The following is a 19,743-nucleotide window of genomic DNA, read 5'->3' as shown; positions in this document are numbered from 1 at the left end:
AGTTTACACACTTCGCTGCACAACTTCAAAAATTCTTTCGTCCTCGCATTTTAATGTTTTAGAAGGGAATTTCATCAACAATGCGTAGTCGTGGGTTGCCATGATAATGGTTTTTCCGTTGGCGTTGATTTTTTTCAATACTTCCAGAACTTCAGAACTTGTTTGAGGGTCAAGGTTTCCGGTTGGTTCATCAGCAAGGATAAATTCAGGATCGTTTAACAAAGCTCTTGCAATCGCAACTCTTTGTTGTTCTCCGCCTGAAAGCTGGTGTGGCATTTTATTCAGGAAATCTTTCATACCCACTTTATCAAGAACTTCGTCGATTTTATGCTGCATGGCTTCTTTTTCTACCCAGCCTGTCGCTTTAAGTACAAATAGCATATTGTCTTTTACAGTTCTGTCCGGAAGCAGTTTGAAATCCTGAAATACAATTCCGATTTTACGTCTCAGATACGGAATCTGGCTTTCTTTTAAATTAGCCAAATCAAATTCAACGATATGACCTTCACCTTCAGAAAGAGGCAAATCTCCGTATAAAGTTTTCATGAAACTACTTTTTCCGGAACCTGTTTTTCCAATTATGTAGATAAATTCTCCATGTTCAACTTCTAAATTGATATGAGATAAAATTCTTCTTCCTTCCTGAAATATAGTGACATCTTTAAGAGATAGTACGGTTTCTGACATAATAAAATTGATTTGAATGTAAAAGTAATAAGTTAACGGTTGGATTCAAAATAAATTTTAATCATTTGAACAGAAAAAATAGTCATAGCCAAAGTGTAGCAAGATTTACTTTGTCGTTAAACTATCTAATTCTAAACGAATCGGTTTGGGAAATTTACAATTGGCATTTTGAGCCTTGTAAAGCTTGAAAAATTAAAAACTTAAAACTTTTGTTCATAATAAAAGCTTAAAACGTTTCGTTATAAACGGTATAAAATGATACATTTGAATACTAAATATAATTAAAATGCGTAAAATTTCCTGGTTATTTTTAATACCATTCGTCCTTTTTTCCGCTATGGTTTCGGCACAAAAATCAGCTATATATACCTACGAATTAAAGGATTTTGATAAAGCACTGGCTTTATATAATGACAAACAATACGCTTCTGCCCAGCATATTTTTGAATCTGTAAAAAATCAGGCTGCAACAGAAGAGGTTAAATCAGATTGTGCGTATTACATCGCCAATTGCGCAATAAGAACGAATCAGGCCAATGCTGATGATTTGATGGAAAAATTTGTTGAAGATTATCCAACAAGTACTAAGCAAAACCAGGCTTATATTGAGGTTGCGCATTATTTCTTCGAGCAGGGAGATTATCCAAAAGCTCTGCAATGGTTTGACAGGGTTGACGAAAGCTACATGAGCAGATCTGATCAGGATAAATTTAATTTCCAAAAGGGATACAGTTATTTTAATGCCAAAAAGAAAAAAGAAGCCACAACGTATTTTAATAAAGTGGTGAATTCTCCCGAATTTGGTTCGCAAGCCAAATATTATTTAGGTTTTATGGCTTATGAAGGCGATGATTACAAAGAAGCGACCAAATATTTTGATGAAGTTTCGGGAGAAGAAAAATACAAGGAAAAGCTGTCGTATTTTCAGGCAGATATGAATTTTAAACTGGGTAATTTTCAAAAAGCAATCGAGCTGGGACAAGCTGCAATGGCCAAGTCGAATGCACTTGAAAAATCTGAATTGAATAAAATTATCGGAGAAAGTTATTTCAATTTAAAACAATACGGTAAAGCGATTCCGTATTTGGAGCAATACGCAGGGCGAAAAGGAAAATGGAACAATACCGATTTTTACCAGTTAGGTTATGCTTATTACGAACAAAAAGACTACGAAAAAGCGATCTCCCAATTTAATAAAATTATTGAAGGGAAAGATTTTGTTGCACAGAACGCTTATTATCATTTAGGTTTGGCTTATCTAAATACAGGAAAAAAACAAGAAGCTTTAAACGCTTTTAAAAATGCTTCTGAAATGGATTTTAATGCCCTGATTCAGGAAGATGCTGCTTTGAATTATGCGAAACTGAGTTATGAAATTGGGAATCAGTACCAAACTGTTCCCGGGATTTTGCTTGATTTCTTAAAAAAATATCCAAACAATTCAAACAGAGCCGAAGTTGAGAAATTATTGGTTGACTCATATATTTCGACTAAAAATTACAAAGAAGCTTTGGTGTTACTGGAGAAAAACAGAACTCCGGAAAATAAATTAGCGTACCAAAAAGTGCTTTTTTACAGAGGTTTAGAATTGTACAACGAGTCTAATTATGCTGAGGCATTAAAAATGTTTAATGGTGCTGTTAAAGAACAAAAGAACCCTGAGTTTACAGCAAGAGCCACTTTCTGGAAAGCTGAATCTGAATATGTAACGGATGATTTTAGAAATGCATTATTAAGTTATAAGCAATTCGCAGGTTTAGCTGCTGCAAAAACAACTGACGAATATAAAAACATTAATTATAATATTGGATACACGTATTTTAAACTGAAAGAATACGATCAGGCAGGGAATTCATTTCAGGCTCAGATTGATAATGCTCCGGCAGATAAAGTTCGCCTAAACGATTCGTATTTGCGTTTGGGAGATTGCCGGTTTGTAACTTCTAAATATGCCCAGGCAATGGAAGCATACGGAAAAGCAATCAGTGCAAAAGGTGTTGATGCTGATTATGCACAGTTTCAAAAAGCGATTTCTTATGGATTTATGTCGAGAAATGACAAGAAAATTGACGAGTTGAATAATTTTCTTCAGATGTATAAAAAATCTGAATATCGTGATGATGTTTTGTTTGAATTGGCAAATACGTATGTGGCTGATAAAAAGAACGATCAGGCAATTAAAACTTACGATCAGCTGATTTCAGAATATAAAAACGGGTCGTTTACTTCAAAAGCAATTTTAAGACAAGGTTTGATTTATTACAACTCTGATCGTGACGAACAGGCTTTAATGAAATTCAAAAAAGTAGCAGCCGAGTTCCCAAAAACTCCAGAAGCTCTTGAAGCAGTTTCGACAGCGAGATTGATTTACGTTGATTCCGGTAAAGTAGATGAATATGCAACATGGGTTCGAACGCTGGATTTTGTTTCAGTTACAGATGCCGAGTTAGACAATGATACTTATGATGCTGCTTTCAAGCAATACAGTCAAAGTAACAACAAACAGGCAATCGTTGGTTTTTCAGGTTATGTGAGTAAATTTCCATCTGGATTACATTCATTAGAGGCTAATTTTTATCTAGCACAACTGCTTTATGCAGAAGGTACAGAAACTAAGTCGGTGGCAAATTATCAATATGTTGTCGCTCAGCCAAGAAATGAATTTACAGAACAGTCATTAAATAAACTGGCTCAGATTTTCCTGAAAGCAAAAGATTGTGATAAAGCAATTCCGGTTTTAGTGCGCTTAAGCGAAGAATCAGATTCTGCTCAGAATCAAAATTTTGCTCAGGCCAATTTGATGAAATGTTATTACGATAAAAGTGATTATAGCAATTCTGTAATATATGCTGATAAGGTACTTCAAAATCCTAAAGCAGATGCGAATGTAAAAGCAGATGCTCAAATCATCGTAGCACGTGCAGCAATGCAGACAGGAGACGAGGACAAAGCAAAGGCTGCCTATGCGAAATTGTCAGCAACATCAAAAGGAGAATTAGCAGCAGAGGCTTTGTATTATGATGCCTATTTTAAAACGAAAGAAGGCAAATTTGATGCTTCGAATGTATCAGTTCAGAAGTTGGCAAAAAACTATTCGGCATACAAATATTACGGGGCAAAGAGTTTGATTTTAATGGCTAAAAACTTCTACGGACTAAAAGACAGCTATCAGGCGACTTATATTTTGGATAACGTAATCAACAATTTTACTGATTATCAGGATGTGGTTGAAGAAGCTAAAAGGGAGTTAAACGCAATCAAATTGGAAGAGTCTAAAACCAATTCGTCAATTACAAAATAGTTTTATAAGTAAAAAGTAAGATGTTATCTGTAAAAAGAACATAAAGGAAATTACATTTTACATCTCACAAATCACATTTTATAAGTTATGAGTTTACCGTTTTATATAGTTGATGTTTTCACTGATAAAAAATATGCTGGGAATCAATTAGCTGTTTTTTTAGATGCCGGAAATCTCAGTTCAGAAGAAATGCAAAAGATTGCCCGCGAAATTAATTTTGCAGAAAGCACTTTTGTTACGAAACTGCATAAAGAAAATAATAAAGCAGAAATTAGAATATTTACGCCTGAGTATGAAATGCAGTTCGCAGGGCATCCTATAATTGGTACTTCATGGGTTTTAATGAATAAGATCTTTGACAACTCGCCTGACGAAATTAAGCTGAATGTTCCAATCGGTCCAATTGCAATTCATCAAACGGAGGACTTGATTTGGCTGAAAGCCGCGCAGCCTAAATTTTGGGATATTTTTTCGAAAGAAGATTTTACTTTATTCAGTAATCTGAAAAGCAGCGACTTTGAAAACCAATTCCCAATTCAGGAAGTGACAACCGGGAGTGCTTTTATCATGGTTGGATTAAGCAGTAAAAGAGCATTGGAAAGCTTAGTTTTGGATAAAGATAAAACGGATGAATGGCTTAAAAAACATTGTAAAACGGCGCACCAGGGCTTGTATTTTTACTATTTAGAAGGGGAAAAATTATTTAGCAGAATGTTATATATTCATCATAATCAGTTAGTCGAAGATGCAGCTACAGGAAGCGCAAGTACATGTTTACAAGCTTATCTGTTAAAAAATCATAAGCCAGAATTCGAATTAATCAATTACCAGGGAGATTGTATTGGTCGTCCTTCTCAGATTCATTTCAAAGGAAAACTAACAGAAAATGATTTTGACATTAAAATAGGAGGAGAAGTTCAGTTTGTTGCTAAAGGTGAATGGGAAGCTTAGTTAGCAAAGAAAATAGATAAAGATTCAAGAGTAAAGATTTAAATAAGATAAAATGAGAGTATTGATAAAAGAATAAATTATGACAAAGTCTATTTCTTTCTTCTTGCATCTATTCTCTTTAAAAAATAAAATATGAAAATTAATTTCCAGAATAAAACCATCATTTTGATATTGCTGTTTGTTTTTCAGCTTTCATTTGCCCAAAAGAAAAATGAGAACATAGGAACAGAAACTGTAAACGTTGTAAAGCCATATTCTCCAACCATATCAGATGCATATAAAGTAAAAGAAACTCCGTCGCTTGACGATTCAGGAAATCAGGCCAAAGAAACTATTAAATATAGTATCTTGTCAGTGCCTGTAGCATCAACTTTTACACCTTCAAAGGGAAAAGCAGCGAATGTTGAAAAATCAAAGCAGGAACGTTTGTTTAATAATTATGCCACCGTTGGAGCCGGAAATTATAGTACATTAAACGCAGAGTTATTTATTAATCAGGATTTAGGAAATAATGATTTTGTGTCTGGAATGTTTCGTCATCATTCATCGCAAGGCGGAATTAAAGATGTGCTTCTGAATGATGAATTTTATGATACAGCATTAAACGTTGGATATGGTCAAAACAACAGGGATATGTCATGGAATGTGGAATTAGGATACCAAAATCAAATTTACAACTGGTACGGACTGCCAAAGAATTTTGGAGCATCTTTGATTCCTCAGGATCGTCTTGATTTAATAAATAAAATCAATCCCGGACATACTTATAACACCATTTCATTAGGGGGGAATTTTGAATTCAACGAAAGTGTTTTTAGCAAAGTAGCAACAAAATTCACGCACTTTTCGGATAGTTTTTCTTCTTCAGAAAATCGTTTTTATCTCAAACCAACTTTTAAAGTGGATATAATGGATCATTCAGTTAATACGAATGTAATTATTGATCACGTAAGCGGAAGTTTCGAAAATAATTACTTAAAAAACAATACAGATCCTCTAAAATACAGTTTGACCAATTTTGGAGTTGAACCAAGTTTTGTAGTCAATGAAAACGACTGGACTTTAGAATTAGGAGCAGGATTATTTTATGCATTGGATGCTGAGAATAGTGGAAATAAGTTTTATATCTACCCCAAAATAAATGCTTCGTATAAATTAGTCGGAGATTTAATGATCTTCTACACTGGAGTAAATGGAACTTTAACTCAGAATTCATATGCTGATCTTGTAAATGAAAACCCGTTTTTATCGCCAACATTAAACATGACACCCTCAAGTACTCAATACAATGTTTTTGCCGGTTTGAAAGGTAAATTGGCTAATAATGTAAGTTATAATCTGACAGGTTCTTATCTGAATGAAAAAAATAAAGCTTTATTCAAAAGCAATGATTACACAGAAGATTTTTCAAACGAGAATTATGCTTACGGAAATTCTTTTGGAGTGGTTTATGAAGACATCAGAACATTTCGTTTCTATGCAGAATTAAAAGCAGATTTCTCTGAAAATGTTACTTTTGGAATTAATGGTACATTTAATAGTTATAAAACTGACGAACCTGTAGAAGCATGGAACTTACCAACAATCAAATTAGGCTCTAATCTTGACGTGAATATAACAAAACAATGGTATGCAGGCTTAAATATTTTTTATGTTGGCGAACGTAAGGATATGCAAACAAGACAAACTGATTTTAGTGTTCCGACTCCGGGCGTTCCGGTTACCTTAAAAAGCTATTTTGATGCCAATGCGCATTTAGGATACAAATTTAGCGAACGTCTGACTTTCTTTTTAAAGTTGAATAACATCGGGAATCAGGCTTACGAAAAATGGCTGAATTATCCGGTTCAGGGATTTCAGGTGCTAGGTGGTGCGAATTACAAGTTTGACTTTTAGTAAATAATGATAAAAAAATAGCTTCCAGTCCGGAAGCTATTTTTTTTGGAATTTTAAATTTTTTATTCAGTAAAAGGAACAGCAACTCTTGATTTATCCCAGCCTAAGTTTAAGATAACTCCTTTATCTCCTTTTGTAAAAACCATTGAGAAAGCTTCTAATGAATCTGCAGCTTGTGTTACAGGAACTTTTAATCTGGCTACATCATTTGCTTCTTTGTAAGAGTAAGATCCCCAGACATTTAAATCTTTACTGATGATAATAGTGATGTTGTCTTTTTCAGGAAGGGTAAATAAAGTATAACTGCCTGCTTTTATCTTTTTATCACCTAATTTCATATCCTTGTAGAAAGTGATTTCTGGGGCCTCATTTGCTCCAGTTCTCCATACTTTTCCTTCTGGAACAAGTTCGCTTAATGCACGCCCTTTCAGTTGTGGTCTGCTATAAGTAATTTTTACAATTTTCGCAGCTTCTTTATAATCGTTAGGGTAAGCCGCTGCATCCATTGGACTTTTGTCTAAGTCAGGAAATTTTTGAGCATTGACATTTAATGATAAAAGCAGTGTAAATGCAATTGTAATTGTCGTAATAATTGTAGATCTTTTCATAATGATAGTTAAAATTAATGAGTGCTAAAATTAGAGATTGTTTGTCAAAAAATAAAAAACATCGTGTTAATTTTTTACAGTGAAGAAAATCGGCTTAAATTGCTATATAGTAAATAAAATTAGGATTGTTTCAGATCTGTAAACTAAAACCTTTGCATCTTTGTAACTTAAAACCTCAGGATCTTTAAAAATGACTTTCAAACAAAAAATACATTCCCATTATTTACAAATGGTTCAGGATCGCATTGATGTTTTCAGGGATATGATTTCAAATCTTACTGAAGATTCTAAAAACGATGCAAAAGGTTCGGCTGGTGATAAACACGAGACAGCTTTATCCATGATGCATATCGAGCAGGAAAAACTGACCAATAAGCTAAAAGAAGCAATTACTCAGAAAGCGGTTTTAGACAAAATTGATTCCTCAAAAATAACCGAAAATATTATTTCAGGAAGTTTGGTAAAGGCAAACGGAATCTATTTGTATGTAAGTGTAGCGTTACCTAAAATTACAATTGACGGAATAAATGTTATTGCGCTTTCACCGCAATCGCCTTTAGGAAATCATTTAATGGGAAATAAAGTTGGGTTTGCTTTTGAGATTAAAGGAACAAAGTATTTAATTGAGGAAGTTAATTGATGTCAGAAAATGGATTATTGGTATTTAGTATGTAGTTTTTCATGGTTTGTTGTGGCTTTTACATTTTATAAAATTCATAAACTTTGGTATAAAGATGTAACTGAAAATAATAAGCTATATAAGTTTCAAATACAAGCAGGGAAATTTAAGGCTTGGGCTGGAATTGTAATGTGTGTAATTAGTGGAATAGTTTATTTTTTTAAAGCATTGCCATAAGAATGTTTTAAGACTTTAATGTCATAAAAAGCATTTTTTGGTATCTATGATTTCCTTGCTTTAAGAATATTTTAATGGTTTTGGAATATTGCTAAATTTACTTTAATAATATTTCGTAAAACTGATGTTTTAAATATAGTTTAGGTATAAAATTAAAATTTTCAAGCCTAAGGCTTTTTTTTACATTAAAATTTTACATTTAGTATGTAAATTCATTATTTTGGTTAAAATTTGTAATTGATATTATTATTTATGTTTTTCAATTAAAACCAATACCACATCTTTGCCTTGTCAAAATAAAATTAAAAGTTCAAAAATATAAAATATAAAATTATGTGTGGAATTGTATGTGCCTTTGACTTAAAACAAAAGGCCGAAAGCTTAAGGCCTCAAGTATTAGAAATGTCTAAAATCATTCGTCACCGTGGACCAGACTGGAGCGGAATTTTTAGCAATGATAAAGCAATTCTTTCTCATGAGCGTTTGGCTATTGTGGATCCTGCTTCAGGAAAACAGCCTTTATTTACAGAAGATAAAAAACTGGTTTTGGCTGCAAATGGTGAGATTTACAACCACAGAGAACTTCGTAAGCAGTTTGCAGGAAAATACAACTTTCAGACTGAAAGTGATTGTGAAGTTATTTTGGCACTTTATAAAGAAAAAGGAGTAAACTTCGTTGATGAATTAAACGGAATCTTCGGATTTGCGATTTATGATGTTGATAAAGATGAATATTTTGTGGCTCGTGACCACATGGGAATTATTCCATTGTATATTGGATGGGATCAAAACGGAACTTTTTATGTGGCTTCTGAATTAAAAGCCTTAGAAGGATACTGTACAAAAATTGAGTTATTCCCTCCGGGGCATTATTTGTCAAGCAAAGACGGTGAATTTGTACAATGGTACAAAAGAGACTGGACAGAGTATGATGCTGTAAAAGACAATGAAACGAGCATTCCGGCAATTAGAGAAGCTTTAGAAGCGGCTGTTCACAGACAATTAATGAGTGATGTTCCTTACGGGGTTTTACTTTCAGGAGGTTTAGATTCTTCTATTACTTCAGCTGTAGCTAAAAAGTTCGCTCAAAAACGTATTGAGTCAGACGATACTACAGATGCCTGGTACCCGCAATTGCATTCTTTCTCAGTTGGACTGGAAGGTTCTCCTGATTTAGCTGCCGCAAGAAAAGTAGCAGATCATATCGGAACCATTCACCACGAAATCAAATTTACAATTCAGGAAGGTTTAGATGCTGTTCGTGATGTAATTTACAACTTAGAAACTTACGATGTAACTACAGTAAGAGCTTCGACCCCAATGTGGTTAATGGCGAGAGTGATCAAGTCAATGGGAATTAAAATGGTTCTTTCTGGAGAAGGAGCAGATGAATTATTCGGAGGGTATTTATACTTTCACAAAGCACCAAACGCAAAAGAATTCCACGAAGAGAACGTTCGTAAATTAGGTAAACTCCATATGTATGACTGTTTACGTGCCAACAAAAGTTTAGCAGCCTGGGGAATTGAAGGTCGTGTACCGTTCTTGGACAAAGAATTTATGGATGTTGCAATGCGCATCAACCCACAAGATAAAATGATCAATAAAGAACACCCAATGGAAAAATGGGTAGTTCGTAAAGCTTTTGAAGATATGCTTCCTGAAAGTGTGGCATGGAGACAAAAAGAGCAGTTTTCTGATGGAGTAGGATACAGCTGGATCGATACTTTGAAAGAAGTTGTTGCTAGAGAAGTTTCAGACGAGCAATTAGCCAATGCGAGATTTAAATTCCCATTGCAGACGCCAACTTCAAAAGAAGAGTATTATTATCGTTCTATCTTCTCAGAGCATTTTCCAAGTGACGCAGCAGCATTGTGTGTTCCTCAGGAAGCAAGTGTGGCTTGTAGTACAAAAATTGCTTTGGAGTGGGATGAGGCTTTCAAAAACATGAACGATCCATCTGGAAGAGCGGTTGCAAGTGTGCATGATGATGCTTATCAAAAATAGTAAAGTTTATTTTAGAACTTAATTTTATAGAAAAACGTTCTCTCTGAGGACGTTTTTCTTGGTTTATAAAACTTTTTTAAATGCTTTTTTGAACTTAATTGTTCGTATTTTAATGTTTAGTTGGATTTTTTATATTTGGTTTTTACCGAAATAAGAGATTTACAGATATAAGGGCTGGAGAAAAATATAATAAAAAAGAATAGGTATGTGTGGAATATTGGCTGTTATCGGTAAAGGGAAAGATCCTCAGCTAGTAAAAGAACTTTCGAAAAGAATGTCGCATCGGGGAGGTGATGAAAGTGATTTGCATATTATGGAAAATGGAAGCATTTTAACCTGTGAAAGATTGTCAATTATTGATTTAAATTCGGGAGGACAGCCAATTCAGGGCTCGAAAAATGCATGGATGGTTCATAATGGAGAAATTTATAATCACCAGAAATTAAGAGACGGAATTTTAAAGCATCATACATTCGGAACAAAATCAGATTCGGAGGTAATAGTGCATTTGTATGAAGAATTTGGTTATGATTTCTGTAATTTACTTGACGGTGATTTTGCTTTTGTAGTGATTAATGGTGACGATTATATTGCAGGAAGAGATCCAGTTGGTGTTAAGCCTTTGTATTATGGATTAGATGAAAGAGGAAGGATTTATTTTTCTTCAGAAATGAAATCCATTGCAGATCAGTGCAAGTCATTTGCGACATTTCCTCCGGGGCATTATTATACAGCTAAAACAGGCTTTGTTAAGTATTATGAACCAGAATATGAAGAGTACGAAAATGCGAACCAGCCACTAGATTTAGATTTGATAAGAGAGTCTCTCATTGAAGCAACCCGCAAACGTTTAATGTGTGATGTACCTATTGGAGTATTGTTGTCAGGAGGATTAGATTCGTCATTAACTTCAGCAATTACATCACGATTATTAGCAGGGAAAAATGAAAAACTGCATTCTTTTTCTATTGGATTAGATGCAGATTCTCCGGACAATATTGCGGCCAGAAAAGCGGCGCAGTTTTTAGGAACACAACACCATGAAATTCATTTTGCCGTTGAGGAGGGATTTGAAATTCTGGACAGATTGATTTATCACATCGAAACATATGATATTATTTCGGTACGTTCTGGTGTTCCAATGTATTTGTTAGCAAAAAAAATCCGTGAAAAAGGAATAAAAGTAATTCTTTCAGGAGAAGGGGCAGATGAGGTTTTTGGCGGTCATCTGTATTTTAGAAATGCACCCTCTTCAGAGGAATTTCAAAAAGAAACGATCGAAAGGGTTCAAAAGCTGTTTACGGCCGATATATTACGTGCAGATAAATCTACAATGGCACATAGCGTAGAGCTTAGAGTACCCTTTTTGGACAAAGATTTCCTTGACGTTGCAATCCAAATTAAAACTGAAGAAAAACAACCAAAAACATATGAGGCTGTTGAAAAATATATTTTAAGAAAAGCATTCGATATGCCTGAAGATCCCTATTTGCCATCAGAAATTTTATGGAGGCAAAAAGAGCAATTTTCAGACGGTGTTGGGTATAACTGGGTGAATAAGTTGATTGAATATTGTAGTTCTCAGGTTACAGATGAACAATTAGCCGGTGCGGCAGCAGAATATCCGTATAATTCACCAACAACAAAAGAGGCATATTTGTACAGGTCTATTTTTCATAAACATTACCCGCAAGTCAGTGCAGCCCAAACAGTAAGAAAGTGGATTCCAAAATGGCAGGATAATCCTGATCCGAGTGGGAGAGCTAATGCTGCACATCTAAATGCAGATACTGAAATAGCAAAGACAGGTGTAATTGTTTAGTAAAAAAAACCCGTTGGGTGAAATTATTTGAGTTAAATTAAAAACGATTAGATATTGGTCAAGACACTGCAAAGCAGTATCTTGAAGTCGCTAAACAACCAATATCCATGTCAAATATAGTTAAAAATTATTTTAAGGTTTTAGAAGTTATAAGTTCTTTGAATTATGATTCAGTATCTAAATCAAGAGTTGGAAGAAGTAGCAAGATGTCTGATTTAGAGGTAATAGCACTTAGTCTAACAGCTGAATTCATGTCTATTGATAGTGAGAATTCACTTTTTAAACAGATTAGTTCCGGTATGATTCCTAATTTAATTGAACGTAGTCAATTCAATAAAAGAAGAAGAAAACTGTTTTTGTTTTCTGAAGAAATCAGAACCAAATTAGCCAACCGATTCTTGGAGTTCGAAAACTATTTTATTGTTGACAGTATGCCGTTGGAAATCTGTAAATTTTCTCGTCACAGCAGAATTAAGATCTGTAAAGATGAATTTGAAACAGCTCCTTCTAAAGGTTTTTGTGCTTCACAAAACAGCTGGTTTTATGGTTATAAGCTTCATGGGGTTTGTTCTGTATCTGGAGTTTTTCATTCTTTAGACATTACAAAAGCAGAAGTTCATGATGTTCATTTTTTAAATAACATCAAAAACCAAATGTCTGATTGTGTTATTCTTGGAGATAGAGGTTATCTTTCCCAGAGTGTTCAATTAGACCTATTTCAAACAGTTAAAATCAAATTAGAAACCCCAAAAAGAATCAATCAGAAAGACTATAAACCACAGCCATATATTTTTAGAAAATCCAGAAAAAGAATTGAAACTTTGTTTTCACAACTATGCGACCAGTTTTTAATTCGAAGAAATTATGCTAAATCTTTTAATGGTTTTAAAACAAGAATTTTAGCAAAAATAACGGCCATGACATTAATTCAATACATTAATAAATTCATATTTGACAGACCTATCAACAATATTAAAAATCAACTAATTTAATTTCACCCAACGGGTTAAAAAAAAACAATTTTTATATTCCAGATTTAAATTTTGGAAAGATAATTTGAAAGAAACCGAAATGGCGTTTTTATGTTATTTCGGTTTTTTTATGTTATCCCTATTTTTAGAATTTCGAATTTATGAAGTTTGGAATTTGAGGGTGTCTTTTGGAATTTATTTTCTGTAATTTTTAATAATTCTGTTAATAACTTAGATGCTTTAAATGGTATTTTAAGAGGTATATAAATTGCGTTTTCATATATTTGCGTGTTAAGACAATAATTACATTTTTTAGAATAAATTATATGAGCGAAGAAATCAAGAAGAACAATTATTCAGCAGATAGTATTCAGGCATTAGAAGGAATGGAGCACGTAAGAATGCGTCCATCGATGTATATTGGAGATGTAGGTGTTCGAGGGCTTCACCATTTGGTCTATGAAGTTGTGGATAACTCTATTGATGAGGCGATGGGAGGACATTGTGATACTATCAGTGTCGCAATAAATGAAGATGGTTCTATAACGGTTGAAGATAACGGACGAGGTATTCCGGTTGATTTGCATAAAAAAGAGGGAGTTTCTGCGCTAGAAGTTGTGATGACTAAAATTGGTGCAGGAGGTAAATTTGATAAAGATTCTTATAAGGTTTCCGGAGGTCTTCACGGTGTTGGGGTTTCTGTTGTAAATGCACTTTCTGTTCATATGAAATCTACTGTTTTCAGAGAAGGAAAAATCTACGAACAGGAATACGAAAGAGGAAAAGCATTATATCCTGTTAAACAAATAGGGGAAACAGATAAAAGAGGTACCCGTCAGACTTTTTATCCAGATGATACTATTTTTCAGCAGACTATTGAGTTCTCATATGATACGCTTTCAGCTCGTATGCGTGAGCTCTCTTTTCTGAATAAAGGGATTACAATAACGTTTACAGATAAAAGAGAAGTAGATGAAAAAGGCGAATTTAAAAGCGAAGTATTTCATTCTGATGAAGGATTAAAGGAATACATTCGTTATTTAGACGGTAATCGCGAGCCGATTATTTCTCATGTAATCAGCATGGACAATGATAAAGGAGAAATTCCGGTTGAGGTTGCCTTAATTTACAATACCAGTTATTCTGAGAATATTTTCTCATATGTGAATAATATTAATACGCATGAAGGGGGTACTCATTTACAGGGTTTTAGAAGTGGTTTGACAAGAACACTTAAAAAATATGCTGATGCTTCTGGAATGTTGGATAAACTGAAGTTTGAAATTTCGGGAGATGATTTTCGTGAAGGTTTGACTGCTATTATTTCGGTAAAAGTTTCAGAACCGCAATTTGAAGGACAGACAAAAACGAAACTAGGAAACAGAGAAGTGGTGTCTCCGGTTTCTCAGGCAGTAGGGGAGATGCTGGAAAATTATCTGGAGGAAAATCCAAATGATGCAAAAGTAATTATTCAAAAAGTAATTTTGGCTGCCCAGGCTCGTCATGCTGCGAAAAAAGCCCGCGAAATGGTACAGCGTAAAACCGTTATGGGTGGCGGAGGATTGCCAGGAAAATTATCAGATTGTTCGGAACAGGATCCTGCAAGATGTGAAGTGTACCTTGTCGAGGGGGATTCGGCAGGAGGAACTGCCAAGCAAGGTCGTGACCGTAATTTTCAGGCCATTTTGCCATTACGAGGTAAGATTCTGAATGTTGAAAAAGCAATGCATCATAAAGTGTTCGAAAACGAAGAGATTCGTAATATTTTTACTGCCTTAGGAGTTACTGTTGGAACTGAAGAAGACAGTAAAGCATTGAATCTTTCAAAATTGCGCTATCATAAAGTAATCATCATGTGTGATGCCGATGTCGATGGTAGTCACATTTCTACCTTAATATTAACGTTTTTCTTCCGTTTCATGAAAGAATTGATTGAAGAAGGTCACGTTTACATCGCAGCTCCACCTTTATATTTAGTTAAAAAAGGAAATAAAAAAGAATACGCTTGGAATGACGTTCAGCGAGATCAGGCGAATGAAAGAATGGGAGGTAGTGCAGCTATTCAGCGTTATAAAGGTCTTGGAGAGATGAATGCTGAGCAATTGTGGGAAACTACTATGGATCCAAACTTCAGGACTTTACGTCAGGTAAACATCGAAAGTTTAGCAGAGGCTGATCAGGTCTTTTCTATGTTAATGGGGGATGAAGTGCCTCCTCGTAGAGAATTTATTGAGAAAAATGCTGTTTACGCTAACATTGATGCATAGTATTAGTTGATATTTTTTGCTCATGGAGTTTTTTGATTCAAAAAAACAAGAAACTCATTAGTCAGTCGTTTAAACAATTTGTATATTAAACCTAAAATAAAGTAATAACCAATAAAGTATAAAATATGAAAGTTACCATTGTAGGAGCAGGAAATGTTGGAGCCACTTGTGCGGATGTTATTTCTTATAGAGGAATAGCCAGCGAAGTAGTGTTGTTGGATATTAAAGAAGGTTTTGCCGAGGGGAAAGCATTGGATATCATGCAATGCGCTACAAACACAGGTTTTAATACTCATGTATCAGGTGTTACAAATGATTATTCTAAAACCGCAGGAAGTGATGTTGTAGTAATTACTTCAGGTATCCCAAGAAAACCCGGAATGACTCGAGAAGAGTTAATAGGTATTAATGCAGGAATTGTAAAAACGGTTGTTGAAAATGTACTTAAATATTCGCCTGATACGATTATTGTTGTGGTTTCTAATCCAATGGATACGATGACTTATCTGGCTTTAAAGTCTACTGGATTGCCAAAAAACAGAATAATTGGTATGGGAGGAGCATTAGATAGTTCACGTTTCAGAACTTATCTTTCTTTGGCTTTAGATAAACCGGCAAATGATATTTCGGCAATGGTAATCGGAGGTCATGGTGATACTACTATGATTCCATTGACCCGTTTGGCATCCTACAACGGAATACCGGTAACAGAATTTCTTTCGGAAGAAGTATTGAAAAAAGTTGCAGCAGATACAATGGTTGGAGGAGCTACACTAACAGGGCTTTTAGGAACATCAGCATGGTATGCTCCGGGTGCTTCTGTTGCATTTTTGGTTGACAGTATTTTAAATAATCAGAAAAAAATGATAGCGTGTTCTGTCTATTTAGATGGAGAATACGGGCAAAAAGATATATGTATTGGAGTGCCCTGTATAATTGGTAAAAATGGAGTTGAACAAATTTTAGAAATTAATTTAAATGAAGAGGAAAAAGTTCTGTTCGCTAAAAGTGCAGATGCAGTTAGGGGTATGAATGATGCTCTAAAATCGATTTTAGCATAAAGATTTTTGTAAAAAAAGAAAAAGGCTGCACTTTTGCAGTCTTTTTTTTGAGATTAATTAATAAATAAATTGTTTAATCTTTTCGAGAATTATATATTTGCTCGGTTTAAAAAAAATGTTGTAATTCGTGATCACGATTTTTTAGTTTTAAAAACTCATGTCAGGGCTTATTTTATGGGGATTTAAAGCAAAACAAAACAATAAAACATAATTAATTTTTAGTAATAATGCAGAATAAAGGACTTATTAAATTTTTCGCAATTCTATTTGCATTGGTAAGTATTTACCAACTTTCTTTCACTTTTGTGGCAAATAATGTCAAAGAGGAAGCTAAAGCTTTTGCAGGAGATAATCCTGATAAAGAATTAAAATATTTAGATTCTATTGGCAAAGTAAAAGTTTTTGATCTTGGTTTTACAGATTTTACTTATAATGAAGTAAAAAATAAACAGTTAAACAAAGGTCTTGACTTAGAAGGGGGGATCAACGTGATTCTTCAGATTTCTATTAAAGATGTTTTGAAAGGTTTGGCTAATAATTCTAAAAACCCTGTTTTTAACAAATCGTTAGCCGATGCAAGTGCAAATTTAGAAGGTAATAAAACCTATTTAAATAAGTTTTTTGAAGCTTTTGATGCGAATTCTAATGGAACTGTAAGATTGGCTTCTCCAGATATTTTTGCAAACAGAAGCTTACAGGGAGAAGGAGGAATCGATTTTCAAATGTCTGATGCACAAGCTCAAAAAGTAATTAAAAGAAAAGTTGATGAGTCTGTTGAAAGTGCTTTTAAAGTATTAAGAGAGCGTATCGATAAATTTGGTGTAACACAACCAAATGTTCAGAAATTAGGAGAAACAGGAAGAATCTTAGTGGAGTTGCCTGGGGCTAAAGATGTTGACAGAATCAAGAAATTATTAGGAGGTAAAGCGCAATTAGAGTTTTGGGAAACTTTTAAAATTGAAGAAATTGGAAATTTCTTGGTGGCTACTAATGAGGCTTTGAAAAAGACTGAAATCAAGAAAACAGAAACTAAAGCTGTTGTTAAAGATTCATTAAATGCATTATTAACAGATGCAAAAGATTCACTTGATACTAAAAAAGGAAACAATCCTTTATTTGACAAAATGATTGGTCAAGGCGGTGGACCTGTTTTAGGTTACTTTGCTCCTAAAGATACTGCTGTAGTTAATGAGTATTTTAAAAGACCTGAGATTAAAGTTTTATTGGCAGGAGACCAGCACAATGCAAAATTTGTATGGAGTAAGCCAACTATTACTAAAGATGCTAAAGGAAAAGATATTGAGGCGGTAGAATTATACGCTTTAAAAGGAAACAGAGATAACGCTCCTGCTATGAGTGGAGGTGTTGTTACAGACGCAAAAGATACTTTTGACCAATTAGGAAAACCAGCTGTTTCTATGCAAATGAACAGTCAGGGAGCAAAAATTTGGGAAGAGTTAACAGGAAGAGCTTTTGCTCAAAAAAGTTATATTGCTATTGTTCTTGATAATGTAGTTTATTCTGCACCTGGAGTGACAAGTGGACCAATTGCCGGAGGAAGGTCAGAAATTACGGGGTCTTTTGATGTTGCTGAAACTAAAGATTTAGCAAACGTTTTAAATGCAGGTAAATTACCAGCTTCAGCAGATATTATTCAGTCAACTGTTGTTGGCCCATCTTTAGGACAGGCAGCAATTGATGCAGGAACAATTTCATCTATATTAGGATTTTTACTAGTTTGTTTATGGATGGTATTTTATTATGGTAAGGCAGGTTGGTATGCAAACCTTGCTTTATTATTAAACTTACTATTCTTATTCGGGATTATGGCAAGTTTTGGTTTCGTATTAACATTGCCTGGTATTGCTGGTATCGTGTTAACATTAGGTACTGCGGTAGATGCTAATATTATTATATACGAGAGAGCGAAAGAAGAATTACGTGAAGGTAAATCATTGTCTGAGGCAGTTCAGGCTTCTTACGGATGGCACGGGGCAATGCGTTCTATTATTGATGCTAACGTAACTCACGTTTTAACTGGAGCAATTTTGTTCATATTCGGAACAGGTCCTATTAAAGGTTTCGCACTAACATTATTAATTGGTATCGTAACTTCATTGTTTACATCAATCTTTATTGCAAGAATCTTTATTGACAGAAATATTGCTGGTAAAGGAGATTTAACTTTTTCTACAAATATTACTAAAAACTGGTTTACTAATTTTCACTTTGATTTTATTAAAATCAAAAAATTCACTTACATCTTCTCTTCTATTGTAGTTGTAGTAAGTTTAATTTCTATTTTCTTTGTTAATGGATTAGATGAAGGTGTTGATTTTGTTGGGGGTAGAACATTTCAGGTCAAATTTGAAAAACCAGTTGACGCGAGTATAGTTTCAGATGAATTATCTGTAGCTTTTGCAACTCCTGTTGAGGCTAAAATATTGGGTAATGATGATCAGTTGAAAATCACTACTAAATATAAAATTAAAGAAGATGGCATAGCTGTTGATGAAGAAGTGAATCAAAAATTATATAAAGCATTAGCGAAATATTTCCCTAATGTTTCTTATGAAAAATTCACAAACACTTACGATGGTAAGGAGATTGGAGTTTTACAAGCTTCTAAAGTTGGAGCCTCTATCTCAGAAGATATTAAAACCAACTCTTACTGGGCAGTTTTAGGAGCAATGGCAGTAATTTTCTTGTACTTAATGATTTCTTTCCGTAAATGGCAGTATTCATTAGGTGCGATTGCGGCAGTTGCTCATGACGTAATCTTTGTATTAGGAATCTACTCTTTATGTTACAAATTCATGCCTTTTCACATGGAAATGGATCAGCACTTTATCGCAGCGATTCTAACCGTAATTGGTTATTCTATGAATGATACAGTAATTGTATTTGACAGGGTTAGAGAGTTTATTATTGGAAACCGTAAAGGAAGTTTCGAAGATATCGTAAATGCTTCTATCAATACAACATTATCAAGAACATTGAATACTTCATTAATGATGATTATTGTATTATTAACGATGTTTATCTTTGGAGGTGAGTCAATCAGAGGGTTCATATTTGCTATGTTAATTGGTATTATTGTAGGTACTTATTCATCGTTATTTATTGCTACACCAGTATTGGTTGATACAATTTCTTCTGAGGAAAAACATATAATTGAAGACAAACACAATAAGGCATAATTAAAATTTAAGCTTTATATAATTTTACATATTGAAAGATCTGGCGAAAGCCGGATCTTTTTTTGTCTTATAATGATTGGATAGCATATTAAATCCAGAGTCCGCATTAAACATCG

At 34.0% G+C, this 19,743-nt stretch carries 12 protein-coding genes; 10 read left to right on the top strand and 2 right to left on the bottom strand.

Going from position 1 to position 19,743, the window contains the following annotated elements; translation table 11 throughout:
* Positions 1-3: 3 nt before the first annotated feature.
* Entirely contained in the window at positions 4-687 is a 684-nt protein-coding gene (locus tag ACNC7R_RS15985; RefSeq protein WP_223681068.1) for a cell division ATP-binding protein FtsE, read from the bottom strand.
* Between the two features lie 286 nt (positions 688-973).
* On the opposite strand from ACNC7R_RS15985, the gene ACNC7R_RS15980 reads away from it, so the two are divergent.
* From ACNC7R_RS15980 to ACNC7R_RS15970, 3 genes are all read left to right on the top strand, one after another.
* Positions 974-3,988: a tetratricopeptide repeat protein gene (locus tag ACNC7R_RS15980; protein WP_417942049.1), complete on the top strand. Its 3,015-nt coding sequence runs from the start codon at positions 974-976 to the stop codon at positions 3,986-3,988.
* An 87-nt stretch (positions 3,989-4,075) separates the two neighbouring features.
* Positions 4,076-4,939 carry a PhzF family phenazine biosynthesis protein gene (locus ACNC7R_RS15975; RefSeq protein ID WP_417942048.1) on the top strand — a complete coding sequence of 288 codons (864 nt, stop codon included), beginning with the start codon at positions 4,076-4,078 and terminating at the stop codon, positions 4,937-4,939.
* A gap of 132 nt (positions 4,940-5,071) precedes the next feature.
* Complete coding sequence (locus ACNC7R_RS15970; RefSeq protein ID WP_417942047.1) at positions 5,072-6,835, top strand: TonB-dependent receptor; 1,764 nt, start codon at positions 5,072-5,074, stop codon at positions 6,833-6,835.
* Positions 6,836-6,897: 62 nt separating this feature from the next.
* On the opposite strand, the gene ACNC7R_RS15965 is transcribed toward ACNC7R_RS15970, so the two are convergent.
* On the bottom strand, positions 6,898-7,443 hold the full coding sequence (locus tag ACNC7R_RS15965; protein ID WP_417942046.1) for a DUF2911 domain-containing protein: 546 nt from the start codon (positions 7,441-7,443) through the stop codon (positions 6,898-6,900).
* Positions 7,444-7,633: 190 nt separating this feature from the next.
* Between ACNC7R_RS15965 and ACNC7R_RS15960 the strand changes: the two genes are divergently transcribed.
* The 7 genes from ACNC7R_RS15960 (at position 7,634) to secDF (ending at position 19,627) form a co-directional block, all read left to right on the top strand.
* The gene (locus tag ACNC7R_RS15960) at positions 7,634-8,083 is read left to right on the top strand and encodes a hypothetical protein (RefSeq protein WP_417942045.1); all 450 of its coding nucleotides are present in this window, start codon (positions 7,634-7,636) and stop codon (positions 8,081-8,083) included.
* A gap of 549 nt (positions 8,084-8,632) precedes the next feature.
* A complete protein-coding gene (gene asnB, locus ACNC7R_RS15955; RefSeq protein ID WP_417942044.1) occupies positions 8,633-10,306 on the top strand; it encodes an asparagine synthase B in 1,674 nt (557 codons plus the stop codon).
* Between the two features lie 205 nt (positions 10,307-10,511).
* Positions 10,512-12,128: an asparagine synthase B gene (asnB, locus tag ACNC7R_RS15950; protein ID WP_417942043.1), complete on the top strand. Its 1,617-nt coding sequence runs from the start codon at positions 10,512-10,514 to the stop codon at positions 12,126-12,128.
* 206 nt (positions 12,129-12,334) lie between these two features.
* A complete protein-coding gene (locus ACNC7R_RS15945; RefSeq protein WP_417943144.1) occupies positions 12,335-13,120 on the top strand; it encodes an IS982 family transposase in 786 nt (261 codons plus the stop codon).
* A gap of 305 nt (positions 13,121-13,425) precedes the next feature.
* Positions 13,426-15,366 carry a DNA topoisomerase (ATP-hydrolyzing) subunit B gene (gyrB, locus tag ACNC7R_RS15940; RefSeq protein ID WP_417942042.1) on the top strand — a complete coding sequence of 647 codons (1,941 nt, stop codon included), beginning with the start codon at positions 13,426-13,428 and terminating at the stop codon, positions 15,364-15,366.
* Between the two features lie 125 nt (positions 15,367-15,491).
* On the top strand, positions 15,492-16,427 hold the full coding sequence (gene mdh / locus ACNC7R_RS15935) for a malate dehydrogenase (protein WP_417942041.1): 936 nt from the start codon (positions 15,492-15,494) through the stop codon (positions 16,425-16,427).
* Between the two features lie 227 nt (positions 16,428-16,654).
* Entirely contained in the window at positions 16,655-19,627 is a 2,973-nt protein-coding gene (secDF, locus tag ACNC7R_RS15930) for a protein translocase subunit SecDF (protein WP_417942040.1), read from the top strand.
* Positions 19,628-19,743: the final 116 nt, after the last annotated feature.

Source organism: Flavobacterium adiutor (assembly GCF_048282555.1).
Classification (GTDB): Bacteria; Bacteroidota; Bacteroidia; order Flavobacteriales; family Flavobacteriaceae; genus Flavobacterium.
The sequence above is the reverse complement of the archived record's forward strand: the minus strand, read 5'-3'. Positions and strand labels throughout refer to the sequence as shown.